Consider the following 25,047-nt stretch of genomic DNA (forward strand, 5'->3'; position numbering starts at 1 on the left):
ACGGTCAAAACCGGGGAAGCATCGGAGAGGGACAGAAACCGCTTCAGCTCAAGCCCTCCTATCGGCAGGCGGCAGACCATTACCGCATCGACCGCCCCGGCTTTCTTCACCGGCTGAGAGAGAACCTGCCACTCGACCTGCGCAACCTCACCATGGAAAGGCATTCCGTTTTTCAGCTCCTGCTGCGAGGGCTGCCCCCAGCGGTCAAAACAGATGAAATGCCCGATGGTGCGGGGTTTAAGATCGCCCTTATCAGGGTAGTTCCAGGTGAGGGGATTGAGATTCTGGCCGGAGAGATGGAAATCAACGATCGATCCCCCGGCTGTATCCACACTGACAAGAGCGGCTTTGCCTTCCAGAACTACCTGCCTGCGTCCTTCCAGGCTGCCCTGCGCCCAGGCAAGAGATGAAATGAAGAAAATCATTGCTCCGATGAAAATCGAACTCACCGTTTTTTTCACTCGTTTATTCATTGTTTCTCCCCTGTTTCTATACATGGTACTGTCAAAAGTATTATGCTATTTAATATTTAAGGATTTGATATTATTGATGTTAACAAAATTATAAAGTTCTCCCCCTTAACTAACCACTAAGACAATTTTTTCCGAAACCCTTCTCCCGTCTTTCAACGCAGAAAGAACGGAATACAGAATTTTCAGAATATGCGTCTTCCCCGTTCCATTCTCCCCGATGATGAGATTAACACCGGGGGAAAAATCCATCAACAATTCATCGAATGCAGTGAAATTCTTCAATTCCAGCCGATTGATCATCGGTTCCCTCCCGTGCAAGTTATCATTCCAAGATATTAATATTACAATTTAAACTCCCCATGCTTCTTGATATGCGCCACGAGACCGCCATCTCCGAGAATGATGCGCATGGCGTCAGGAAGAGGCGGAAAGGGCAGGGTGAAGCCCCGGGTGACATCCTCCACCGTACCTCTGGCAAGGTCAATCACCATTTCGTCGCCGGTCTGAATTTCACTTGTGTCGCACTGGACAACCGGAAGACCGATGTTGATTGCGTTCCGGAAGAATATACGGGCGAAAGATTTTGCAATCACCGCCGATACTCCTGCGAGTTTGATGATTATCGGCGCATGCTCCCGTGAGGAACCCAGGCCGAAGTTGTTCCCGCCGACCACGAAATCGCCGGGCTGAACCCTGGAGGCAAATGCGGGATCGGCATCCTCGAGCACATGTTTGGCCAGTTCTTCCAGGTTGGAGCGAAGGTGGAAATACCTTCCGGGCGCGATCAGATCGGTGGATATATTATCCCCGAATTTCCATGCTTTTCCTCTCATTGTCATGCCATCATCTCTCTTGGATCGGCTATTTCACCGGCAATGGCGCTCGCCGCGCAGGTGGCCGGGCTGGCCAGATAGATGAAACTCTCCGGGTTACCCATGCGGCCTTTGAAATTACGGTTCATGGTAGAAAGACATTTCTCGCCGTCGCCGAGTATTCCCTGATGCACTCCGACACAGGGGCCGCAGCCCGGGGTGTTGATCGATGCGCCGGCGTCGTTGAATATGGTGAGAAGCCCCTCCTCGATAGCCTGGCCGTAAATGGCCCGTGAAGCCGGGATGACCAGGAGACGGGTGTGCGGGTGGCGTTTTTTCCCTTTGAGAATGGATGCGGCCACCCGCAGGTCCTCGATGCGGCCGTTGGTGCAGGTGCCGATGAACACCTGATCCATCTTCTCGCCTTTTGCCTGGTCGATAGTTTTCACATTGTCCACCGTATGCGGGAAAGAGACCATGGGAACCAGGCGGGAAAGATCGATATCGATCACCCGCGTGTACACCGCATCGGGGTCGGGTTTGACAGGACGGTAATCTTTCCCCCGCCCCTGGGATTCAAGGAACAGCCAGGTCTGCTTATCGGAAGCGAACAGCCCGGTCTTGGCCCCTGCCTCGACCGCCATGTTGGCAAGCACCATGCGCTCATAGTGGGGCATGGTTTCCGCCGCCGGGCCACCGAATTCGAGCGCCATGTAATTCGCGCCGTCCGCGGTGATCTGCCCGATGAGAAAGAGCATCAGGTCTTTCGCATACACCCCCTTGGAAAACTGCCCGGTCAGGTTCACCCGGATGGTTTCAGGGATACGCATCCAGGTCTTGCCGAACGCGATCCCGACCGCTACATCGGTCGAACCCATGCCGGTGGAGAACGCCGCCATCGCCCCCCCGGTGCAGGTATGGGAATCCGCGCCGATGAGCACATCGCCGGGTTTGAGCCAGCCCTCGCTGATCACCTGGTGGCAGATACCGTCGCCGACATCGGAAAGGCAGGCCCCGGTCTTGTACGCGAAATTCCTGAGCAGCATGTGATCGTTGGAAAGCTCCTTCCGGGATGAAGGGGCGGCATGATCTATGAAAACAACTGTCTTGTCGGGTTTAGCCGCCCTGACCATGCCCAGGGTTTCGAGCTGGCGAACCGCCAGCGGGCCCGTGCCGTCCTGGGTCAGGCAGACATCGACATCGATAATGGCAAGCTCCCCGGCGTGCACCTCCTTGCCGGCATGTTCTGAGAGTATTTTTTCTGAAAGGGTCAGTCCCATGGGGTCTCCTGTGGGCTACTATGTATTATTTACAAAGTAATGTGTATTATTTGTACACTATTGAGATACATTCAATCCACAAAGGGATACATAGATAACATAATAAAAAAATGCCTTTTTTGCACGTCCATATTTTTATTGGAGATTTATCGATCTATGTAGAAGGAGAGGCAACCTTTTACTCAATCATAGAAGCAAAAATAGTAATCTGTCCCGGTAGCGAACCCCGCGCGAAGTCTTGGAAGAATATATTTCAGGTAATTCTCATACAATCCTTTCTGAGGCGACCGGAGGACTTCATCGTAGTATCCGATGGCCTGCTTACGGGCATCTTCGCTTTTGTCCGCGTAGGAACTCATACTCAAACGATACGTATCTCTAGCCGGGTGATCCTTGATAATACCGAGGTTGAAAAGTGTTTCCTCCGCCTGCCCCATATAGAACTTTATATCGGGAGCGAATTCGGATCCCGGATACTTTTTCAGAAAAGTGAATCCTTCTTCCAGCACTTTCCTCCATTGATCCTGGCCTTCCCGGCACATCCCGGAAGTATCAAATCCCCGTTCGAGCAATTCGAGGAAAGCGAACTGACCCCAGTATGAATTCGGATTTCCGTCAATGAGTTTCTGGAGCACTGTTTCTCCGTAGCTAAAGGTCATCCCCAATTCCGACCAGGTATATTCCAGGCCATAGCTCTCCAGCCATTTCTTTTGTTCCGGGGTAATTTCTTTTCCTAAACCGCATATGAACAGGTAACGGGCAAGGTAATTCTTGAGGAGAAGAAAGGCTGGCCGGTCGTTTTCAGGCACGGTTGTCTTGTCAATAGTTTCATACGCGGTGATGAGTTCATTTACCGGTATGGTATTAACTTTGCGCGGGGGAGGACTCTTGAGGGATAAAGAAATGCTATTGATTTTTTCCCACAAAGCCGGAGAAAATATTTGAGAAATTTTCCTATTCTCAAGCTCCCTGATCAATTTCTCAGGCATGATATATTGCGAATCCCAATATTTAGGCCATTCCGCCATCCATTTGTTTCTGAATTCCTGAAAGAGGGGGTGGAATACCATAGTTCTGATCAGCCACCTATTATTTCGATCATCTTTTTTTAAGAATATCGCACAGCTCAGCTCTCCTTTTTTCAGAAATGTACAACTTTGAATTAATCTCCAGGTCGCCATCTGCTTCGTGATGGAGTCGGGGGCGCTGTCAACGAATCCCCGGCTTTTCATATAAGCCGTCATTTTCTCAAGGAGCGGTTTCGCCCCTTCTTCTGTTGGCGATATTCCCTGAACAAACCCCATCAGAATTATTTCACTGGATGAAGTAAGAGATGGTTCAGAATAGGTGAACAGTTTTAATATTAAAGAATCTATATTTCTTTCGAATGCCCTGAGGTCATAACCTTGCAGTTCTCCGGTGTCGTGGATGGTGTATTGCTCAATTGTCCATGATTTGCTGTCCGGCAGGGCAGCGGGGCTTTTTGTCCATGGAGCGGCCACGAGCGTATCGAGAGCCTGTTCAAGTGAAACCTGTGCATAAAGGGGCGCGGGTAACAGGAGAAAACCGAGGAAAAGAAAGTGGAACATGATAAACCTCCTCATGGCTGTGTAGTGGAAAGGCATAGAGAGAAGATTTTTTAATATTCACAGCGTTTGGATCGGTACTCCCCCCCGCCCGCGTGAGGTGAGGGTCTCACTCCGGGAATATCTTACCGGGATTGAACACATCCACCGGGTCGAGGGCGCGCTTGACCTTCTTCTCGAACTCAATGGTCGCCCCGTCCATCGCGATTCTTAGGTATGGCCGCTTCATCATCCCGATACCGTGCTCGCCGGAAAGGGTGCCGCCCATGCGAACCGCCTCGCGGAAGAGTTCCTCGACCGCCAGCTTGACCCGCGAGACCTCCTCGGGGCGCTTCAAACTGGTCATGAAATTGATGTGCAGGTTGCCGTCGCCGGAATGACCAAAGGAAACCACCCGCACATCGCGGCGTTTCCCCAGTTCTTCCACAAAGGTGCACATCTCGGGAATACGCGAGAGCGGCACGCAGATATCCTCGTTGAACTTGAGCGGCGCGATGCGGGCAATTGCCGGAGAGATGGACTTCCGGAGCTTCCATAGGGCGTCACGCTCTTCGGAATTTTTGGCGCTTTTAAGCTCCACCGGATTAAGTTTCCCCAGTACGCCCATGACCCTGGCCTCCGCCAGGGCGAGGTATTCTTCGTCGCCGTCCAGCTCGATGAGCAGGAGCGCGCCTGTTCCTTCTGGAATCTCCACTCCGGCGTATTCGCACACGGTGTCGATGCAGCTTTTGTCCATGAACTCCAGCACTGTCGGCTCCACCCCGGAAGAAAGCACCGCATTGGATGCCCGGACAGTTTCATCAAGAGTGCGGAACAGGGCGAGCATGGTCCGCTTTGCCTCGGGAAGGGGAATCAGGCGCATCGCCACTTCGGTGACGATGCCGAGGGTGCCCTCGGAGCCGATCATGAGAACTCCCACATCGAACGGCGTCTCACGGTCGGAATAGACTCCGGTGCGTACGATCTCGCCTGAGGCGGTGACAAATTCCAGCCCGGCCACAAACTGCTTGGTGAGACCGTATTTTACGCAGGTCAGCCCCCCGGCGGATTCGGCCACATTCCCCCCGATGGTAGAATGCTGGGAAGACGCCGGTTCCGGCGGATAGAAGAGGCCTTTGCGGGCGGCTTCTTTCTGGAAGTCGGCGGTGATCACCCCCGGCTGCAGGTAGCCGATGCGATCCTCCACATCGATACGGAGGATACGGTTCATGCGTTCGAGATTGAGCACGATACCGCCGCGTTCCGGCACCGACCCTCCGGTCAGGCCGCTGCCCGCTCCCCGCGCCACAAGGGGGATTTTACGGCGGACGGCTATTTTAACCACAGCCGCGATTTCGGAGACGCTGGATACCAATACCATGGCATCAGCCATCCCCTTCTCCGGCTGGCTGTCGTAGGAATAGGCAATCAGATCGTTCGGGTCGGCAGAGACGTTTTCCGCGCCGACCGCCTGTTCCAGTTCACGGATTACTTCAGATCGTATCATGGGCTATATTCCTAAAAGTGTAAAAAAGGCACAAAGGGGAAAAAATTGTCTGAACCACTGATGCGTATGATAAATATGATAAAAGATGATGAAAAACGTCATGCCGAACTTGTTTCGGCATCTATTATTAACAATACATTCGTGTATTTTATCACCACAGCAATAATCTAAAAATCAAGTTAATCCTGTCAAGCGAATCAAGGTTCAGACTTCTTTTTGCTTTTCAGCTTCATTTTTTTAAACTTTTCCTCAAGTTTTTCCATCACAATTTCCGGGACGAAACTACGGACATCGCCTCCATGCTTGGCGACCTGTTTAACGACCGAGGAATTGAGATAGATATATTCCACCGAGGGCATCAGAAACACGCTCTCGATATCCAGCGCCAGTTTACGGTTGGTGAGCGCGATCTGGAGCTCGTACTCGAAATCCGATACTGCCCTAAGTCCGCGGATGATTGCAGATGCACCGATAGAACGGGCAAAGTCCACGGTCAGGTTCTGGAATCCTGCAACCTCAACACGGTCACAGTCCTCCATGCTTTCCAACACCTGCCGCGCCAGATTTATTCTCTCTTCAAAACTGAAAAGCGGCTTCTTGGACGGATTTTCCGCTACCGCCACCACAAGCCGGTCAAAGATTCGAATGGCCCTGGTGATTACATCCATATGCCCCCTGGTAATGGGATCAAAAGTCCCCGGGTAAATTGCCAGTTTCACAGTCCGGTATCCCTCCTGTATGCTTGTTTCTGATGAAGCTTTTGCAATAGTCGCATTATATGTTATAAAGAAGATAAGTTTTTTTTAACTACAGCCCCCTATCCCTCGGTCCCTTTCCCCCGAAGGGGGCAAGGGAAGTCATTGCTCAACGGTAGTTGCTGCTTCGCAGGCATGCTAAATCCGTGTCCTGCCCCCTTCGGGGGAAGGATGTCCGAAGGACAGAAAGGGGGCTGCATCCAACAATCTTGACTTTTGCAAAAGGCTCTGATGAAAAATCTTTTATCCCGTGAATCCGTTTATCCTGACCATCCGCGGTTCAGACATTCTTTCCCTTTGGGCCTTGGGCCTTGGGTTTTAGGCTGCCTTCATCCTCTTTCCTTCCATACATCGCAAGCCTTGTATCGCCATACCGCCGGTCGAATATCATCCGGCATGTACCCGCCTTAAGGGGAAGCTCTTCCGTTTTCCGCACTGTCACCGCCATGACCCCGGCGGGCGCAAGTATTCCGCTCTCGCAAACTTTAACTACGGTCATACTGCCCATACCCTGTTCATAGGGAGGGTCCGCGAACACGAAATCGAATGTCCTTCCCATCATGTTGAATCTGTCCAGCGCCCGGTTCACATCGGAGCGATTCACTTCACCCTCAATTCCTAGAGCAGTGAGATTCGAGAGGATGGCTGCACATTGTTCAGCGCCGGAATCCACAAAAACTGCGGAATACGCCCCTCGGGAAAGCGCCTCCAGTCCAATGGCGCCTGTGCCGGCAAAAAGATCGAGCACCCGTAAACCCTCAAGGCTGCCCAGCACATTAAAAAGGGCTTCGCGGACCCTGGCCAGCACAGGCCGGGTGGCAAGCCCTCTGGGAGCTTTCAATTTTCTCCCCCGCAGATTTCCGGCGATGATTCTCATCCTGTCAAATCGAGGAAACGGTCCGGAGCGAGAAAGACGCCCTGATCCGGTTAAAGCCGCCGCCGTTTCCCGCAGGCCGTATTACCAGCCGGTAAATCCTGTTTTTGCTGTTGGCGGTCAGTCCGCCAAGCATCTTTTTCATGCCGGAATACGATCCCTCTACCTGAAAGGGGAGATCATTATCCTGGATTGTCTGGCCTGTTTTAGGGAACTTCAGTGCGACTGAACCCTCCCGTTCTGCCAGAAATTTCAGAGAATCCCCCAGTGAGGCAAGGGTTCTCGGCGGGATGACATCCAGAATTTCCGATGTCTTGGCCCCGCTCAGTTTCCCTGAAACAGAGAAAGTATACACAGTATCAGGGGATTTGGATACTTTCGGAATGTCCTTCCCCGTGACCGAGCCTATGCTCTCCAATGCGGTCACAAACGAATCCATGGCCGCATAGGAAAATGACATTCCTTTTATGTCATAGACGCCGTCAACACGAACCTCCGCTTCGGTCAGCCAGACATGGGAAGGGGCTGCCTCGCCGATACGGTCCAGAGTCACAAGCACCAGATCATCCGCTGTTACCGCGGCCGCCGATGAGGGTTTTGCTTTTTTGGCCGAAGAATCGGCGGAAGAAACCGGTTTTGTCTGACTGGATGGAGTTACTGCCGGAACGGCATTGCCTTTTTGTTTTGCAGCCGGCGGAGAAACTGCGCTGGTTTTCTGTTTTTGCGGAGAGAACAGCTTCAGGAAATATCCGCCGCGAAAATACCCAAGCCCCAAAACGAGAAGAATAATCAGTCCGATAATAAGAGGGCGTTTCTTTATCCGGAATCCTGTTCCTTTCCTCTTTTTTTCAGAGAGAGGGGGTGTTTGGGGAATCTCCGCTTTGGGTATTTCTTTATCGGTAAGGGGTATTTTTTTACCGGTTTCTTTTTTAGCGCGCAGAGCTGCAGGATCGTGTGGATTCTGTTCAGACGCAGCGCGCTGAGTCTCTTCATCCATTACACCGGAGAGATTGAGTTTCAGCATACGCTATCCCTCCATGGCCCGGAGCGCCAAACCGAAACAGGTGGTAAAGGCAGCCCCAAAGCTCTCAAGGGGCGATTTCTCCACTGCGAAATCCACCTTGAGAGACCGGAAAGGATTCGAAACAGAAGTACTGATGCCGATTTCTCTTTCAATCTGTTCGGCAAGGTCATCGAGATATACACCGCCGCCAGCAAGAATCAGGCGCTGCGGGGTAGGTTTTTTCTTGTCTTCACCACGCGAGGTAAGCCTGTTTACAGAGCTGCCGATATATTTGACAAACTGCCTGGAATTCTCACTGTCGTTTTTTTCCGAGCCGTCGAAATCAAGGCCGGGCATCTTTTCCGCATACTCACTCAGTTGTAAGGGAAATGATTCCACAGCCGCCGGATTACCGTCATGGAGAACGATCGAGGAAATACCTTCCGCCTCGGTTGAAATCAGGAGAGACACACCGTGGTGTGTCTCTAAATCGATTTCTCCCGCCCCTTCGCAGCCGTTCAAAAGCGCGACCGGTTCCACATCGGTTATAACCTGGCTAAATAAATTTTTCAGCGAGTTGATAAGCGCCTTACGGCCTGCGAACATGTACGCCGCAGAGTTTCCCGCAACAAAATCATAGTTGTATTCAAACTGTTCCGAGATCATTTTCTGCTGGACTTCCCATTTTAAATGACTTTCCATGTCCTTGTCATCCATGTTTTCCTCACGGATCATGTATACGGAGAGGAAATCGCCGGGTCCAAGACTGACTGCGACCGGGGTATCCGCCTCAAACCCGTGCCTTGCCAGAAATGAGCCTGCGTCTTCGTGAATGGGAGCGGCAGCAATCCGGGTAATGGATAAACCGCTTTCCGAACGTTCCGTTTCCAGGGCGCGAAGCCCTTTCATGCTGTATCGAATGCCGATTCCCTTAGCCAAATCCCCTCTCCCGTAATGTAAAGGAATGGATAGTGTTCCATCATATAATATAGAGAGTTTTTCAGACTTGTTACAAGATTTTTTTTTGATGTCCTCTACGGGTTTCCCGCCGTAATGCGTTTCTCTATTTTTTCGTAGGTTCCCGGACCGATCCCTTTTACTTTCATGATGTCGGAGGGTTTTAAAAATCGGCCGTGCTGTTCACGGTACTGGATGATGTCGGCGGCTTTGACCGGGCCGATCATGGGCAGGGTTTCGAGAAGAGCGGCATCGGCGGCGTTAATATCTATCAGGAGGGATTCTCCAGCTTTTTTCGCCGCAAGGGAATCCGCCGGATTGAATAACGCCGGGGGACTCACTGCTCCGCGAATTATCCGGACATCCTGCGGTGCTTTTGGAAGCAGGAGAAGCCTGACACCCCACCCGGCCAGTATGAGAGCGGAGATGCAGGCGATGGCTATCCGGTCGCGGCGTGTAAAAAGGGCCATGGTTATTCCTCATAGATCAGATTCAGGAGGAGTGTCCCGATTTTACCGAGACTGGCTGCGGAACACTTGTCGGGTGTATCGGAGACGGTATGCCAGAACGGATAGTTGAAATCGATCAGGTCCACTGCCGGAATCCCCCTCTCGATGAGCGGCACATGGTCATCAAGGATGCTGATTTCGGAGGAATCTACCGCGATGTTCAATTTCCGGCACTGCTCCATAATTTTATTCCAGACATCGGGAGCGCCCTCTCTGGAATTTTTTTCCCTCGAAAGAGAAAGGTCCCTGTCGCCGATCATATCCAGGAGAACAGCATAGGAAGGCTTGAACGATGATGGCATGATCCTGGCGAAGTACCGCGAGCCCAGAAGCCATGTTTCCTCCTTTCCGTCGGAGCCTCCATCCTCGCCGTCGAAAAAGACTATATCCACACCCACCGGCGGTTTCTTGCGAAGGGTTTCACCCTGTTTGAGAGCATGAGCGACCTCGAGAAGAACTGCGACCCCACTTGCGCCGTCATTCGCGCCGGGGACCGCCTCCTCACGTTTTGCGGGGTCCGGGTCCTGGTCGGCATGGGGACGGCTGTCCCAGTGGGCGCAGAGGAGTATCCGGCGACCGTTTTCCGGGTAGAAGGAGACCATGATGTTCTGCATGTCCGCCTCGCTGCCGGAAAAAACATCCCGGAACGGCTGGGCGCCTATCTGGGGAGTTAATTCACGGAGAGTCGCGGTTATCCATGCAAGGGCGTCATCATGGGCTTTCGTTCCGGGCACACGGGGGCCGAACGAAACCTGACGCTCCAGGTATCCAAACGCACGGGCGGAATCGAAAGAGGGCGTCCCCGCCGCAGGGGCGGACGATCCCCCGCAGGAAAGGATGCAAAGGATGGCCGGTATCGGAATGACTACCGCTAAAATACCAGCTTTCCCCATATGGACACCTCTCTGATTATGTGAACCCGGTTGGTAAGGTCTTTGGTATTCCGAAAATCCATGGTCGCTCCGCCTGTAAACTTGTCGCTGAACCGGTAATCGGCTTTGGGTGAAATGGCCCACGAATCGTTCTTCTCGGTCACTGCCATGGTGTTCTTCTCGACGCTTCGCTGCCGCTGGGTCCCCGATTTGGTGAGATTCAGCGATAGATCGACATTGCTTTTAAGCCCCAGTTTGCTGAAAATTCCGCCGGTTGGCGACAAACGGTAGGTAAATGAGGCGGTCATATCGTTTTTATCATATATGGATGTAGTTGTCGTTTCTCCGGAAAGGGCATGGCTTGTTTCCGAGGATCTGGCCAGGGAAAAACTGCCCTGCAGTTCTCCGAAGAATATGGCATTCACATTAAACAGAGGAGAAAAACTGTGCTCGAGACGATCGGAATTCGGTGTGGAGCCTTCATTCAGCCAATCGGTTTGCCTGGTTATCGTATAGCCGGATTTTACATTTACATTTCGGGCATACCGTTTCAGGAGCGGGATTCTCTTTTCCAGGGAATTCCATTGAAAATCCATATCCGGAAACGTTGATTGATCCGATCTGGTGTTGGCTGAAGCAGACAACTGCTGCCGGGTAGTCTTTTTCATTGTTGCCGATACCTCCATTTCCATCGGCAGCCTGATTATCGTATCCATGGAATAATCTTCGGTGCCTCCCGATGTATTCTGCCTCGCGGAAATCGTGCTCGAATCAGAAGACGAGATTGCTCCCTGCCCGAACCGGGTCATGAAACCCGGCCTTTCGGACACTCCCCAGTAATTGAGCTGGTTATCCCTGCGGTAGGTGAATGACAGGGGATTGAGCGATTTGGATATGGCCATGAAGACCATGGTTCGAAGGCTCGGGCCCCTGGGAAGCTGGGGAGCTTCCTCCTTCTTGGTTTTTTTTTCTACTTTTGTGGTGTCAGGTTTTGTAATGCCAGGTGTCTTCATGTCCTGAATATTCAGTTTCGGTGTGGTCATCTGATCCAGTGATCCCGCCTTTGGCGGTCCCGCCTTGCCGCTGAAATCCTCAAACATTTTCTCCCAGGCCAGGCTGGTATTCACGGAAAAGGACTTCCGGAAATCAACCTGCATCCCTCCCATCTGGCTGGACAGGCTGTACCGTGGATTATTCTTCTCGGTATAGGAGGAAGTATAGGTGTAATTGTTGGTAAGATACGTGAATTTCGGCCCGGTCAAGGTGATATTATTTGTTTCGATAAAATCAGTTTCCTTTTTCAGATAAATGTCATGCGACAGGTTACGGCGGAAATCATACTTGAGTGCAGTGAGAGGGCTGTACCCGAAGGTGTAAGATTCTTTGATCGTCCTGACCTTGGTGGTATCGGATACATTGTCCAGGTTGGTCTGTATCTTGTTCCCATCATCATAAACAAAATCATATACCAACTGGTTGGGACTATAGAAGAAATCCAGAGCGGACAGCTTTTTCCCTGTTTCCGAATTCCAGTTTTTCATCCAGGCGAAGGGTTTGAAACTTTTTGCGGTGGGATCGATATTATAGGTTATTTTTGCCTGTTTTCTGGCATCGAATATGCTGCCGGACATCGGATTATCGGAAACACGCTCGCCCCAGTCCAGGTTGACGTTCATCTTTTCGAATCCCCAGTTGATGAGCGTTGATTTGATCCCGCCTTTCCGAGAGGTATCCTTTCCCTTGCCGTAGGTGAAATGAAGCGCTTTGGTGGAGGCAGTGGAGAGATAACCAAGCTTCTGTTCATAATCAAGAATGACATCCGACCCGGGCTGGAGTCGAGGACTTTGCTGGGAATTGGAAATGTTTGCGGTAACCGGCAGATTCAGCCTCCAGCGAGCCGGAGCGAACCTGTCCAGGTTTACTGCTAGAGAGGAATCCCAGTCGGTATTGTCACTTCCGGAGCCTTTTTTGGCATTCATGTCGTGGAAATCCGATGAGCGGTGCATAATCTTGGCGGCAACATTTGCGAATCCTGCCAGATCTGTATTCAAACTGAGCCGTGCGGCGGTTCCGGTCATTGGCCGAAGGTTATCCATACGGAGCTCGTCCACCCATACCCGTCCGGTCATACTTCCGGTCTCTCTTTTATTCCGAATGCCGATGGATATGACTTTGATGTTGGGGAGAGAAGGCGAGCCATGGAATGTATACACCTTTCCATTCACTATCATCGTGGAATCGGCTTTCAATTTTACCGCGGTGCATCGGGCGAAATCAGCTTCCACGAAATTTTCCTGCGCCCATCCTCTGAAGAGAGGGGCGCGGTACTCATAGTAATTATCCTTGTCCGCCCCGAATCTTAGAACAAGCTCCATATCACTCGTTTTCACCGATGGATCCGGGAAATCATCCGCCCCGTGGACAAACATCTTGAGCGCGGTGTAGTCGGTGAAATCCATCTTTTCGAAATTACGGTATATGAACGCGGAGTTCTGCGGTGAAAGCTGTTGATACTCGATTACCAGGGATTGTTCCATACGGCGGACTTTGGTTGTCCGGTCGATCTCTCTCGACACTCCGGGCGGGGGATTGTAATCCAGGTTTTCATCGGTATTCACCCGGGTGATACGGATCCGATCACTCACTGTAAGAGAGATATTCTTATTATTGCTGTCAAATATTCCGGATTCCAGCCAGTTAGACTCCACAATTTCCATGCTGGCAATCTGTATTACCGTGGAGTCGGTGTTGGTCACCCAAAGCCGTGAAAATTCTATACGGGTGGAATCCGGAGGTTCTGTTCCGCCAACCGCCGCCTGGGGATTATTCCAGAGGGGGATCCGGAAAAGGCGCCAGCCGCCCGGATTACCCTTCGGAACCGAATCCTGCACCAGATAGGGGTCATAGGCATTACCGAGGGAGATGGTGTACTCATAATACGCGTTTTTGGTGTCGAGAACTCCGTTATTGTTCATATCCTCCGTATCGGGAACACCGGCGCGGTCCGAGTCGAATCGATTGCCTTCAGCGCCGTTGATATGGGAATAATCATTCTTGTCCTTGTAGCTCCAGTTGTCTTTGCCGGGATCGGTGTTCCCGGCGCTGTAACCGGGTTCATCCTTATCGGAAACCCCGTCCAGGCCGGTATCCTCTTCAGTAGTCAGTATCCCGTCGCCATGGCCCATTCCCGGAATGGGCCGGTCCTCGGTGTCAAGAAGGCCGTTTGGATTGTCCAGGGGGAAGAAATCCTCTGTTGTGGCGCCGAGATCGATTTTCAGGTCGCCTTTATTTCCTCTTGCCCAGACCTCCAGGAACCGGGAGTGGGACATATCAAGTCCGGTGCCATAGAAAGCGTTCATCACCCCTCCGAAGGATTGATCATCGGAAACACCCGGTTTCTTGGCATAATCAAGATTCAGCACGTACACGGTGTTCTCGCCGGAAGCGGTTTCCTTTTTGGGCCAGATCAACCGCGAATCCACCCTGTCCCAGGGATTGTACCACCACAGTTTTCCCCGCTGAAGGGCGGCACCCCGGGTGGTTTTTGGGTCCGGAATCGAAGAGGTAGTCCAATTGGTGCGGATGATTCCCAGCGGAGTGTTCTGGGAGCCTTCGAAATCGTCAACGTACACTACCCCCTTGGTGTTCATGTTGGGAATGCTCCGGGCCAACTCACCCTCGAGGCGTACCGTGGATTTCTGATTAGTCATGATTCCCGGTATCATATCGATCATCCTGGTGAGGAATTTCGGCTCGAAATTAAGAATGGTATCGGTGTCGAACAAAATGGTGCGGGAAGGCTCCTGACCGAGTTTCACCCTTTGATCCGGGGTGGATTCATTATTATAGAGGAGAACTCCTCCGATCCGTGAATTACCCAGAAATTCGTACTCGCCCCTGACACCGAAGAGAGATTTCTGCATCGACTGCATGGCATTCACTTCCTCATAGGTAGCCTGGATGTTGGCGTTGGGCCCCAGCGCCTCCTTGTTGGTAAAGGTTAGCTCGCCGGTCTGGTAGTTGATGGTGTAGTCTGTGCCCTTGGTCAGCGGTTTTCCGTTCACAGTAACGCGCTCGCTGCCCTCGGCGATACCGCCCAGGCCGCCGCTCCCGATTTTGTAGCTCTGCAGACGGTTAGCGGTTTTGACCTCGATGTAGTATTTGGATGCCTCGATCTTCTCCTGCTGATTCTGGGTATTGTATATCTGGGGAATTTTCGGGTCCAGCTCCACTGTCACCCCGGCCGGCGGTTCAGAGTCGAACGGATGCAGGAGCGGAAAAATGATCTCCCCCCGGTAGGTGTCCACCACCGAGCGGTTCAGATCCACTTTGTTATCCGGCTTGGGATTTCCCTGTTCGTCATTCTTGTCCAATCCCAGAATCTGGATATAGGGAACGCCGTTCTGGGTATCTTTGGGCGGACCGTTCGATCCTTCCCTGAAAATGCGGATCTCGAGGCCTTCCGGGTCGATATTCCTCTGCCCGAGATCATAGACGTTTTTCCATTCCAGGTCCCAGGTGTCTGTATCGGTCGGACGCTGGCTCTTTGATTTAATGAGCTTAAGCTCCATTTTAGAGCCTTGAACATCGGGTTTATAGTCAAGACTGCCGAATTTTACCCCGCTCTTGGTTTCCATGTACACGCCTATAGTCGAAGTATCCTGCACCCTGTCACGGAAAACGATGAACCCCAGCCTGCGGTCGATCGCGTAATCACTTGCAGGATCAAGGCGGTGGAAGAAACCGGTGATTCCCTCGCTTTTAACCGGAATGGTTTTATCCATGTTCATGGGTCGGGCAATGCCCGGAAGGGCGATGGTACCTTCCCTGGTATCGTTCGACTGGATGCCGTCATCCTCGTAGACCTCGATCTTCACTAGTGAATCGGCAGGATTGTAATAGATCATGTCCAGAGAAGTCCGATTTTCCGCGAAGACGTTTTTGTACCGGTGATCCAAAAAGAAATAGGTGTTGGATTTGTAGTTGTAATCCCGGATCTGGGTCTTGGCTTCTTCCGCTGAGCCGCGGAATGTCTTGGTGTTCGCTTCGCTCGTTTCCTGGGAAGCGATGGCGGTGAACTTGACCGGGCCGAACCTTCCTTCCGACCGTATTCCGAATAAGCCCTTGTGGCTGCCCTGGTAGCCGGCGAATGTGGCCCCTTCCAGGTTGAGCGAGGTATTGCCGGCTTCAATGTTCTGTATTATAGCGTTCTCGTCGCCTTTATATCGGATATGGATATTATCTTCGAGTCCCTTCCCGAAAGAAAACCCCTGCGCCTGCGGGTCCTGCTTGATATCTATCTCGATGTGATCTCCCACCATGCCCCGTATGGAAAACTGCGGCTCCTGTTTCATGGCGAGCGAGGGGAAGGTAGAATTTTTGGAAACCGAGGTGGAAATCTGCCCTTTATCGTACTCGCTTCTCCCCGAAAAGGATATGGTCTGCGAACCGTTGATGTCGAGGCGGGTTTTCCCACCGAGCAACTGTTCAAAGCGCTTCCCCACCGGCAGACTGAAATCAAGATCTGTCAATCCGCCTCCCTTCTTTTCTGCGCTCCAACCAGCCATACGCTGGGCGTTGTTACGCCATGTGGCGAAAAGGCTTTCTTCGAGATTTTTTCTGGCATATTCGCTGAAAGGAATGAAATAATATTTTTCAACTTTCAGCCCCGGGATGAGGGTCTGGCGCACAGCGCGTGAATTCTGGGAGTCGATGCTGTCTTTCACAACGCTGGCGGTGGGAGGAATCTTTACTTTGGGACGAACACCGATTGTGATGTCCCGAACATCCAGAGAATCAGAAGCGTTTTTTTTCAGAAGATATAAGAGATCGTCGCCCGCAGGCACGGTGTAGCTTTCACCGGACAGATATTTATCCGATTTCTTCTGGATCCAGGAATCGTTCGTATAATCTTCGGCGGCGGCAGGAATCAGGAGGATACCCAGGAGAACAAGGCAACCGGCCAAATACACCCCGACTTTTGCAAACAAAAGCCGGGGACCCCGTAAAAAAAGGACATGCTTACCCATAGTACCTAAGCTATCTGCGATCGGCGTACGTTAAGTTCAAAAACAGCACCATTGCCGCTACGCGGGAACAATGAAACCGTTTCGAACAGAAAATCATGATGCACCCCGGCTTTTGCAAACAAAAGCCGGGGACCCCGCGATCGCATTTAGCGAATAAGCAGTCCTCCGCTTTACGGTCAGTATTTGAAGCATATATCAAGTAAATATATAGCATACAGTGAAAATGCGCAAGAGAAAAAGATACGAATGACCATCTGTGAAACAAGTTCATGGTGACCAGACCATGTCATACCGAAAAGGTTCCCTGCATTTATACCGCAGAAGCAGGGCATCGGTATCCGTGTATAGTATGATCTTTCGCCTATTCCGCGTCATCCTGCATGATACGCCCACCGGAAGCGTCAATACCCTCTTCCTCATCAAGCGCCTTTTCATAAACAGTCTTTCTGGATAATGATCCCCAGGCTGAAAAATGTTCAAGGAGCGTTTTCCCTTCCCGTTTACGGCAAATATACAGATTTTCATCGGGTATAAGATCGGTCAGGATGGGAGAATGCGTGGCGGCGATAAGCTGGGTTTTTCCCGTGGAAGTCTTGTTTTTCAAGAGCTCGGCAATCAGTTTTATTCTGCGCGGGTTAATTCCGTTTTCAGGCTCCTCAATACCGACCAAAGACGGAGGCTCTTTCACCCCCCACATGGCCAGTAATCCCAGGACGCGCAGAGTACCTTCGGAAACGATACCCAATGGAATCGGTTTCTGCCCTTCGGATACATGTAATTCGACTTCTCCGTGGTCGTTTACTGAAACTTCGATCCCGGTAATAGAAGGAACGATAAGGTTCAATGCTTTTTCGAGTGCATGAAACTGACCGGGATTAGATACCTTCAGCGTGTTTAGAAAGGAAGCAAGCTCTTCTCCCATGTATCCAATATAACGTACCTCTTTCACCGGACTTGAAGCGCGCATACGCGCGCGTGGTTCGAAAAAATGAAAATGCCAGCTCAGGAATTCTTTCTGCAAAGCGGCGATATGAGGATAATGAGGAGTAAAAAAGGGCAGGGACAGGATGCTGTGGTCAAGGTGAAGAGGATAATAGGTTGGATGCGCCTGACTCTCCATACGAACATGGATGCAGTCACCTACTTTTTCAATGAAGGGATTTCGACTGGTTTTTATCTCGCCGTTGTGTTTCAGTGGAGCGAGATATTCATCTGTTAATCGCAAGAAACCGGATTGAGGAAGGATTTCAATCTCAATTCTATATCGTAAATATGTTTCTATTTTTTTAGAATCTGCATGGTTAAGCTCATTTTCATCGTTCTTTGCGGGAGATTTCATTATCCGGATTTGTTGATGAATAGAATCAATAAGAGTATCTGACAGCTTTATATCAGCTTCAAATGATAAAGCCACCCTGTCTTTTTTTAAGAGCCCCTTGATTCCTTCCTGTCCAAAGGAAAATGATTCAAGCGGATTACCACGGTTAGGAGGCTCAAATGCCTGTTTCAGAGTTCGAACGGATGTAATCCTCGACAAAAGCTGGAGAGCATCTAAAAAGTTGCTTTTGCCTGCTTCATTCGGACCCACGAGAACAGAAAAGGGTTGGAGTTGTATATCCATATCAATCAAGGACTTATAACCTTTTATCTTGATTCTGGTAATCATTCGAAGACCTCCTTGACTTCCTGGAGAATCATTCTTGATTCTTTCTTGAATTCACCGCTCATTACATGAATATTTTATCTTTGGTTAATAAACTTATGTATTCGGAAGCAATTTCAATAATCAGGCCTCAGGCAAGCCCCTCCTCGCGCATCCGGGTCAGGTACTCCATGCAGTACTCGTCATAACCCATGACCGCCCGCGCAGAAGAGAGAGTGGTCATTATGTCCGGCTCGGTGGGATCGACAATGGCGCCGTCGCAGCCGACCGCTACAAGCATGGCCAGGAACACCTTGTTCAGGTTGTTCCGCCGTGGAATGCCGAAGGAGATGTTGGAGAGGCCGAGGGCGATATGCGCTTCGGGATAGTTCGCCCTTGTGTACCGTATGGCTTCGAGGATAAACCGCGCCTGCCCCGGATTGGTCGAGGCCGGGCGCACCAGGGGATCGAAATAGGCCCGGTCGAGCGATATATCGTTTTCTCTGAACAGTCCGGCGATGTTCTCGATGATCCTCACCCGGCCATCCAGGTCTTCCGGCATACCGGTATCATCCATGGTGAGGCAGACCACCCCGGTATTGAATTCCTTGACCAGGGGAAGCACACTCTCCACCCGGGCCTTTTCCATGGTTATGGAATTGATGATGGAGCCGGAGCGGTTGCAGATTTCAAGCCCGGCGCGAAGGGCGAGAGGATTTGCCGAATCGAACGAGAGCGGAAGGCTGACTTCACCAGAGATAATCCGGGTCAGCCAGATCATATCATCGATTTCCTTGGAGGGGTCGCCGCCGGCGTTGATGTCGATATGGGTGGCCCCGGCTTTAGCCTGACGGAGCGCTTCGGTACGGATGAATGAATCATCGCGCTCCCAGACCTTGGCGCGGATGGACTTGCGGGTCATGTTGATGCGTTCGGCAATTATGGTGAACATGAGTGGTCCTTTAAGTTTCGAGGGACGATTTTGAATCTATATAACGACTTAAATAATTGCGAGTGTATTGAGTGTTTAGATCCTGAAACGAGTTCAGGATGACACGTGTCATGCCGAACTTATTGCCGCTTCGCAGGAACGATGAAACCGTTGCCGTTTCTCGGGAACGATGAAACCGTTTCGGCATCTATATATATGATCACGGACATTATCTAATGGTACACCCAGATAGAATTTTCACATGATCTTAATATTCATTATGAGTTTTTCAAGGGCAGTTTTCCCGGCTTCATCAGGCTCGACCAGGGGAAGACGCACAGGTCCCATCTCCAGTCCCAGGATATTCATTGCCGTCTTGATGGGAGAGGGATTCGTTTCAACTTTCATGAGCGCCCGCATGAGCAGGAACATCTCGTTATGGATATCCCGCGCGGATTTGAAATCATTCTTAAGCGCCGATTCCACCATATCGGCCATCTTCCGGGGAAGAATGTTGGAGATAACGCTGATTACTCCCTTCGCACCTACCGCCATCATCGGAATAGTCATGGAATCGTCACCGGAAAGCACGAAAAAATTGTCCGGTGTACGGAGGATTATCTCGCAAATCTGATCCATGTTTCCCGAAGCCTCCTTAACGCCCAGGATATTGGGAACAGCCGCGAGTTCAACTATGGTATCGGCTGTTGTATTGACCGCAGTCCGGCCGGGACAGTTGTATATGATGAGAGGAATGCTGCAATGTTTCGCCACCGTGGTATAGTGTTTGATGAGTCCCGGCTGCGAGGGCCGGTTATAGTAAGGAGTAATCAGGAGTGCGGCATCGGCCCCCATCTTCATGGCATGTTCAGTCAGGCTGATTGCTTCGGAAGTATTGTTGGATCCGGTACCGGCTATTACCAGGGTGCGTGAACCCGCCTGGTCGATGACAATTTCAATCACCCTGCGGTGTTCTTCATGTGTCAGGGTGGGGGATTCACCGGTCGTTCCGCAGGGAACAAGGCCTGCGGTACCGTTCTTGATCTGGAACTCCACCATCTCCCTTATTTTGGCCTCGTCAATCTGCCCGTTTCTGAAGGGAGTGACCATGGCGGTGAAAGAACCCTCAAGTTTCAGCATTTTCCCTCCGGTGGTAACTGGTAATGGAATAGTTTTCTCAAGTGTAATACGGAACAGCCGGGTTTCCCCGGCAGCGGCAGTCAAGCATATGCTTTCAATCTATACAAGACAACATAAGTAATTGCGTATATTTTGAGTGTTTAGATCCTGAAACGAGCTCAGGATGACACGTGTCATGCCGAACTTGTTTCGGCATCTATTTTGAAAAGAAACACATAAAATATTTCGTCATGTATAAAAATATACTATACATTTAAAAATATAGCAATTTTCATTTCATATGTCAATGAAATTCAGAGGTTTTCATAGTGACCACTTGTAATGAAACCGGACATTATGAAAAGGTTTTTTGAAAAATAACAGAAAGACCTTGACAAATAATGGCTGGAGAAATATAGTTATCACATTAATTCCAATACATTAAAATCCTGTGGGGAGATGATGCTATGCAGGAAGACTGGAACATAACCCTCAGTGTTTTGGAGTCGCCGGATAAATCCCTTATCGGTCAGCAGAAAGTATTTTACAGCTCTCCGATCTCCATCGGGCGGGCGAATAACAACGATTTGATCATTACCGACCCGGCGGTTTCACGGAATCATGCCATTCTGCGGATCACCAACGACTATTCGCGGGTTTTTGTCACCGATATGAGCACTCACGGGACCGAGGTCTCGGGAAAAATCGTTCAAAAGGGGCGCGGCACGGGATTTACCATTGAAAACGGAGATACGGTCAAGCTCGGCGATACCCTCCTTCGCTACGAATTACACCTGAAGCTCAGCGTTCAATCCACGTTTGTCGGTAAAATGTACCGTAGTTTCCTTGAAACTCCTCCTTCAGACATGGTTGAGGAATCAGAGGAGAGTGTCCCGGAAATTGAAGCTCTGGAGACTGCCGAGCCTCTCAGGAAGGGGTTCAGCCCTGTTTCAATCGGAATTATCGTTGTCTGCCTGATCCTGATGGTATATCTCGTCTTCTTTACCAAATAGCTGAAATAACAGTGTTTACATTTCAGTACACCGGCCCTTACAACGTGGAGAATTAATGCGCGATGAATATGCAATCTGTTGGTGTTACCGATAAAGGCTGTATACGGACAAACAATGAAGACTCGTTCCTGATCGATAGCAATTTTCTCATTATCGCGGATGGAATGGGCGGCGCCGCAGCCGGAGAGGTGGCCAGTTCCATGGCTATCGACATTATTTCAACCGCTGTTAAGAAACATGATCTGGGTTCGGGGAAAAAAGCGATGGATGTCGTACGGCAGGCGATCGAACAGGCGGACAGCGAGATCAAAGCCGCTTCCGAGAGAGATCGTAACCTGGAGGGCATGGGTACCACCGCTGTGTCCGCCCTCTTTCTGGATCCTCGCCTGCTGATCGGCTTTGTCGGTGATTCCCGGGCATACGCGATATCAAATGAAGGCGAAGACCCGGCCGCACCTTCAGCATCTGCCGCCAGGTATGACGCCGATGCCCAGACTGTTGTTTTGAAAAAAATAGAAGACGATACGGAGAAACCAGCCGTAAGATTTATCCGCAGACTTACCGACGACCACAGCGTGGTTATGGAACTCGTCCATGCCGGAGTAATCACCGAAGAGGAAATACGGTCTCATCCCCTCCGTAACCGTATCACCAGATGCATCGGCAGTCTCAACGAGAAAGAGCCGGAATTCCTCTGGTATGATCCCCGGCCAGGCGACACCGTTATTCTCTGTTCTGACGGACTCTGGGAGATGGTCCATGAAGACCTTATGCTCGCGATTGTAAAATCTTCGCATGAGCCCAAGGAAATGTGCCAAAGGCTGGTCAGCGCCGCTAATGATGCGGGAGGGTACGACAACATTACGGTGATTGCGGCGCAGTTTAAGTAAAAGCCCAAATACTCAGGGCTGATGCTTCTATCTTCTGAGAATATACGTTAAGCTATGTAAATTCTGCCTGTCTGCTACCGGTAACAGAGTGTGGCTCCCCCCAGAATAAAAAGATCGTCATCCGCACTGATAAAATTCACCTTCCAGCCTTCTTCATTTGTGCCTTGAGTGAGCGAGGAGAGGACCGCCAGACGCATGATGTCAATTCCTTCGTCGAACTCCTTTCCCATCTGCGGCAGGATTACCACACGGCGGATCGAAGCCTGGAGGGTATTTGCCAGCGATAAAAGGCCGGAGCCGAGAGCCATGCCCATGCGCTCGAAAACAGCGGCGGCATGTTCTGCTTCTTCCGGTGTGCCGCGCAGGGCATCGACAATGTCTTTGATGGTCATCTCCAACTCGAACCGGGTGTTTTCGTAGGCATAAGGATCGTGTTCGAGAGCATCCATAATACTGCGGATTTTATCTTTCCGAAAGAATATCTTTCCCGCCTTTTTTTCTTCCGCCCGGGCGTAGTGAATCAAACCACCCATGGAAACCAGCGTTTCAAGGTGATGTTCGGGATACTCTTCATCACAGGTTCGCATGAGCGCGAGCTCGCCTTTGGCCACCAGGCGGTTGATGAGCATGGTCTGGTGGAGAAGAGTAGGCAGACCGTCATGGATATTCTTTATAGCCTGACGGAGATGGAGAAAATAGTCGGGTGATATATCCTCGATCGATGAAATGGGCCGTTCGTTTACAATCACCCCCGTTCCCAAACCCCAACCGATCTTTACAAATACAAAGTTCTCGCCTTTTTTCAGATCTATGGCCGCACGAAGGCGCCTGGTCCGGGCAATAGCCATTGCCATTGCGCTCGAACTGTTATCCACAGCAACCGGCAGTTCTTTGGGAAATGCGCCGTCAAGCTCGACTGCTCTCCGCATGAGATCTCTTGCAATATCGAAGTCGTTCCAGGCGGGGAGATTCATTCCGGTCACCGCCCGGGCGCCGTGTATAAGACCGGAGGCCGCAATACCCAGAGCGGAAATGGTATATCCCTCTTTGCGCGCATGCCGCCAGGTTTCCAAGATCGCTTCCGAAGCTGAATCCAGGATGGCCTCTCGTCCGGTGAAACCCTGTTTGTACTCCGGATTTCCGTTCCTGCCGCTCAGGGTCAAAGTCACATTCTCACCCTCGGTCACATACCCGCACCAGAGGGCGTTCGCGCTGACCCGTAACCCCATGACCGCTTCCTTTCCGGCAGGCTTCGATACAGCGACTCGTGAAGATAACGCTAAGGGGTACTTTCTGTTATGAGTTTTATATGAAGCGGAGTCATAAGCAATTTTACCCTGAATGATTGTATAGAGCAGGTTATAATTGCTGTCGAGCACGACCAGATCCGCACGCCGTCCTCTTTCGATTCTTCCGGAGTCGTTCAGACCCAGAATCTGAGCAGGAGCGGAAGAAGTCATTTCGAAAGCCTGTACAACATCAGGATTGTCTCCGCCGAGGAGGAGGAGATTGCGGAATGTCTGGAGCATGGTCATTGCGCTTCCGGCGAGCCGTCCGTCTTCAAGGGTTCTGACTGCGCCGTCGAAGATGGTAACACGCTGTCCGGCAAATTCGTAGGTACCCTCTTCCATTTCCGGGTGAGCAACTGCATCGCTGATGCCTGCCACCAGGTGGTGACGATTGATGGCGAGTGTGAGGACAGCCGGATTGACATGGATGAAATCGCAGATTACTTCGAGACTGAGTCCACGTTCCTGGGCATCATAGATACGGGGATCGATAAGCCCTGTACCCACTACTCCGGGATCACGGTGGGAAAGAGGCGCCATAGCATTATAGAAATGGGTAAGATGCCGGGCGCCGGCTTTTATTGCAGCAACAGTCTGTTCCAGGGAGGCGGCGGAATGTCCCAATGATATAATGATTCCACGGTCCAAGAGCGACCTTATGAAGCTGAAATCTCCCTGGAAGTCCATTTCCGGCGCCACTGTCATCATGCGCACGCCGTGGTGTTCTCCCATCTCATCTTCGCCGATAATCCGGGGAATATCCCTGACTGTGGCGTCCCAGATGGAATTGGAGGGAATAGCGCCGCAGAATTCGCCGTTCAGCTTCGGGCCTTCCAGATTCATTCCCAAAAGACGCGCTCGGGGGCGTTCTCTCGTCTCTTCCGGGGATACCCCGGCTTTTGCTTGCAAAAGTCCGGGACCCTCGTTGACCATATCCGCTAACTGTGATCTCAGCATACGAAAACGGGCATCGAGATCGATTCCGAAAAATCTTCGCGCCCTGACCGGCACCAGAAGGGTCGCCAGACAGCCTGTTGTTCCGTACGTGGTAATTCTGTCAAGGATAGGAATCGGGTTCATGAAACTCCCGATCTCAGAGTAGCGGGTATTGCTCTGGTCGCCATAGCCATGGAAATGGAGATCGATGAATCCGGGACCGATGATACAGTTTTGAGCGCCTATCCGGTGTTCGGCTTTGAGAGCAGAATCTCTGTCCCAGCCTGCAATCATCCCATCGTGGTCGATGTGCAGTTTGGCCGGTTTGTTCCCGATCGAGCCGAAAATACCTCCTTCGGCAGAGCGAGTGATAATCTGGCCGGCTTCGATGCTCAATTTATACCTTGAGATTGGCTTCACCGGTAAACCCAATACTTTCTCGATATATACATGACGACATAAATAATTGCGCACGTTTTGAGTATTTAGATCCTGAAACGGTTTTATCGTTCCCGCGAAGCGGCAACGAGTTCAGGATGACACGTGTCATGCCGAACTTGTTTCGGCATCTATTTTGAAAAGAAACGCAAT

Annotated in this window: 20 protein-coding genes; 2 read left to right on the top strand and 18 right to left on the bottom strand. The window is 51.1% G+C overall.

Annotated elements, in window-relative coordinates; all coding sequences use genetic code 11:
* The 16 genes from Q8O92_11035 to dapA form a co-directional block, all read right to left on the bottom strand.
* A partial coding sequence (locus tag Q8O92_11035) for a hypothetical protein (protein MDP2983850.1) occupies positions 1-473 on the bottom strand: 473 nt, incomplete at its 3' end.
* Positions 474-578: 105 nt separating this feature from the next.
* Positions 579-773, bottom strand: coding sequence for an AAA family ATPase (locus Q8O92_11040; protein ID MDP2983851.1), 195 nt, complete (start codon positions 771-773; stop codon positions 579-581).
* A 41-nt stretch (positions 774-814) separates the two neighbouring features.
* A complete protein-coding gene (locus Q8O92_11045; GenBank protein ID MDP2983852.1) occupies positions 815-1,312 on the bottom strand; it encodes a 3-isopropylmalate dehydratase small subunit in 498 nt (165 codons plus the stop codon).
* Positions 1,309-2,565 (bottom strand): 3-isopropylmalate dehydratase large subunit, encoded by a 1,257-nt coding sequence (locus Q8O92_11050; protein MDP2983853.1) that lies wholly within the window; start codon positions 2,563-2,565, stop codon positions 1,309-1,311. Before Q8O92_11050 ends, Q8O92_11045 begins: the two co-directional genes overlap by 4 nt.
* A 182-nt stretch (positions 2,566-2,747) precedes the next feature.
* Positions 2,748-4,154, bottom strand: a complete 1,407-nt coding sequence (locus Q8O92_11055; GenBank protein ID MDP2983854.1) for a hypothetical protein — start codon at positions 4,152-4,154, stop codon at positions 2,748-2,750.
* Positions 4,155-4,260: 106 nt separating this feature from the next.
* The gene (locus tag Q8O92_11060) at positions 4,261-5,637 is read right to left on the bottom strand and encodes an FAD-linked oxidase C-terminal domain-containing protein (GenBank protein MDP2983855.1); all 1,377 of its coding nucleotides are present in this window, start codon (positions 5,635-5,637) and stop codon (positions 4,261-4,263) included.
* Positions 5,638-5,834: 197 nt separating this feature from the next.
* Complete coding sequence (gene coaD / locus Q8O92_11065; GenBank protein MDP2983856.1) at positions 5,835-6,356, bottom strand: pantetheine-phosphate adenylyltransferase; 522 nt, start codon at positions 6,354-6,356, stop codon at positions 5,835-5,837.
* 316 nt (positions 6,357-6,672) lie between these two features.
* Complete coding sequence (gene rsmD / locus Q8O92_11070) at positions 6,673-7,269, bottom strand: 16S rRNA (guanine(966)-N(2))-methyltransferase RsmD (GenBank protein MDP2983857.1); 597 nt, start codon at positions 7,267-7,269, stop codon at positions 6,673-6,675.
* Positions 7,270-7,273: 4 nt separating this feature from the next.
* On the bottom strand, positions 7,274-8,290 hold the full coding sequence (locus Q8O92_11075) for a PilN domain-containing protein (GenBank protein ID MDP2983858.1): 1,017 nt from the start codon (positions 8,288-8,290) through the stop codon (positions 7,274-7,276).
* A 3-nt stretch (positions 8,291-8,293) separates the two neighbouring features.
* Complete coding sequence (gene pilM, locus Q8O92_11080) at positions 8,294-9,208, bottom strand: pilus assembly protein PilM (GenBank protein ID MDP2983859.1); 915 nt, start codon at positions 9,206-9,208, stop codon at positions 8,294-8,296.
* Between the two features lie 95 nt (positions 9,209-9,303).
* Complete coding sequence (locus Q8O92_11085) at positions 9,304-9,696, bottom strand: ComEA family DNA-binding protein (protein ID MDP2983860.1); 393 nt, start codon at positions 9,694-9,696, stop codon at positions 9,304-9,306.
* Positions 9,697-9,698: 2 nt separating this feature from the next.
* Positions 9,699-10,628 carry a M28 family peptidase gene (locus Q8O92_11090; protein MDP2983861.1) on the bottom strand — a complete coding sequence of 310 codons (930 nt, stop codon included), beginning with the start codon at positions 10,626-10,628 and terminating at the stop codon, positions 9,699-9,701.
* Complete coding sequence (gene sprA, locus Q8O92_11095) at positions 10,607-16,573, bottom strand: cell surface protein SprA (protein MDP2983862.1); 5,967 nt, start codon at positions 16,571-16,573, stop codon at positions 10,607-10,609. The genes Q8O92_11090 and sprA overlap by 22 nt, the downstream gene beginning before the upstream one ends.
* 424 nt (positions 16,574-16,997) lie before the next feature.
* Positions 16,998-18,302 carry an AAA family ATPase gene (locus Q8O92_11100; GenBank protein ID MDP2983863.1) on the bottom strand — a complete coding sequence of 435 codons (1,305 nt, stop codon included), beginning with the start codon at positions 18,300-18,302 and terminating at the stop codon, positions 16,998-17,000.
* 127 nt (positions 18,303-18,429) lie between these two features.
* Positions 18,430-19,230, bottom strand: a complete 801-nt coding sequence (locus Q8O92_11105; GenBank protein ID MDP2983864.1) for a dihydropteroate synthase — start codon at positions 19,228-19,230, stop codon at positions 18,430-18,432.
* A 237-nt stretch (positions 19,231-19,467) separates the two neighbouring features.
* Positions 19,468-20,349, bottom strand: a complete 882-nt coding sequence (dapA, locus tag Q8O92_11110; GenBank protein ID MDP2983865.1) for a 4-hydroxy-tetrahydrodipicolinate synthase — start codon at positions 20,347-20,349, stop codon at positions 19,468-19,470.
* A gap of 446 nt (positions 20,350-20,795) precedes the next feature.
* On the opposite strand from dapA, the gene Q8O92_11115 reads away from it, so the two are divergent.
* Together Q8O92_11115 and Q8O92_11120 are read left to right on the top strand one after the other, a co-directional pair.
* A complete protein-coding gene (locus tag Q8O92_11115) occupies positions 20,796-21,341 on the top strand; it encodes an FHA domain-containing protein (GenBank protein ID MDP2983866.1) in 546 nt (181 codons plus the stop codon).
* A 62-nt stretch (positions 21,342-21,403) separates the two neighbouring features.
* On the top strand, positions 21,404-22,231 hold the full coding sequence (locus Q8O92_11120; protein MDP2983867.1) for a protein phosphatase 2C domain-containing protein: 828 nt from the start codon (positions 21,404-21,406) through the stop codon (positions 22,229-22,231).
* A gap of 74 nt (positions 22,232-22,305) precedes the next feature.
* On the opposite strand, the gene Q8O92_11125 is transcribed toward Q8O92_11120, so the two are convergent.
* A complete protein-coding gene (locus tag Q8O92_11125; GenBank protein ID MDP2983868.1) occupies positions 22,306-24,852 on the bottom strand; it encodes an ROK family protein in 2,547 nt (848 codons plus the stop codon).
* Between the two features lies 1 nt (position 24,853).
* A partial coding sequence (locus tag Q8O92_11130) for a hypothetical protein (GenBank protein MDP2983869.1) occupies positions 24,854-25,047 on the bottom strand: 194 nt, incomplete at its 5' end.

This window comes from Candidatus Latescibacter sp. (genome assembly GCA_030692375.1).
Lineage (GTDB): Bacteria > Latescibacterota > Latescibacteria > Latescibacterales > Latescibacteraceae > JAUYCD01.

Coding starts and splice junctions, on each gene's coding strand:
- Q8O92_11105 (MDP2983864.1), bottom strand. CDS start 19,230: ATGTTCACCATAATTGCCGAACGCATCAACATGACCCGCAAGTCCATC.
- Q8O92_11040 (MDP2983851.1), bottom strand. CDS start 773: ATGATCAATCGGCTGGAATTGAAGAATTTCACTGCATTCGATGAATTG.
- dapA (MDP2983865.1), bottom strand. CDS start 20,349: ATGCTGAAACTTGAGGGTTCTTTCACCGCCATGGTCACTCCCTTCAGA.
- Q8O92_11075 (MDP2983858.1), bottom strand. CDS start 8,290: ATGCTGAAACTCAATCTCTCCGGTGTAATGGATGAAGAGACTCAGCGC.
- Q8O92_11050 (MDP2983853.1), bottom strand. CDS start 2,565: ATGGGACTGACCCTTTCAGAAAAAATACTCTCAGAACATGCCGGCAAG.
- rsmD (MDP2983857.1), bottom strand. CDS start 7,269: ATGAGAATCATCGCCGGAAATCTGCGGGGGAGAAAATTGAAAGCTCCC.
- Q8O92_11055 (MDP2983854.1), bottom strand. CDS start 4,154: ATGTTCCACTTTCTTTTCCTCGGTTTTCTCCTGTTACCCGCGCCCCTT.
- Q8O92_11060 (MDP2983855.1), bottom strand. CDS start 5,637: ATGATACGATCTGAAGTAATCCGTGAACTGGAACAGGCGGTCGGCGCG.
- Q8O92_11120 (MDP2983867.1), top strand. CDS start 21,404: ATGAATATGCAATCTGTTGGTGTTACCGATAAAGGCTGTATACGGACA.
- Q8O92_11115 (MDP2983866.1), top strand. CDS start 20,796: ATGCAGGAAGACTGGAACATAACCCTCAGTGTTTTGGAGTCGCCGGAT.
- Q8O92_11100 (MDP2983863.1), bottom strand. CDS start 18,302: ATGATTACCAGAATCAAGATAAAAGGTTATAAGTCCTTGATTGATATG.
- Q8O92_11085 (MDP2983860.1), bottom strand. CDS start 9,696: ATGGCCCTTTTTACACGCCGCGACCGGATAGCCATCGCCTGCATCTCC.
- Q8O92_11045 (MDP2983852.1), bottom strand. CDS start 1,312: ATGACAATGAGAGGAAAAGCATGGAAATTCGGGGATAATATATCCACC.
- Q8O92_11090 (MDP2983861.1), bottom strand. CDS start 10,628: ATGGGGAAAGCTGGTATTTTAGCGGTAGTCATTCCGATACCGGCCATC.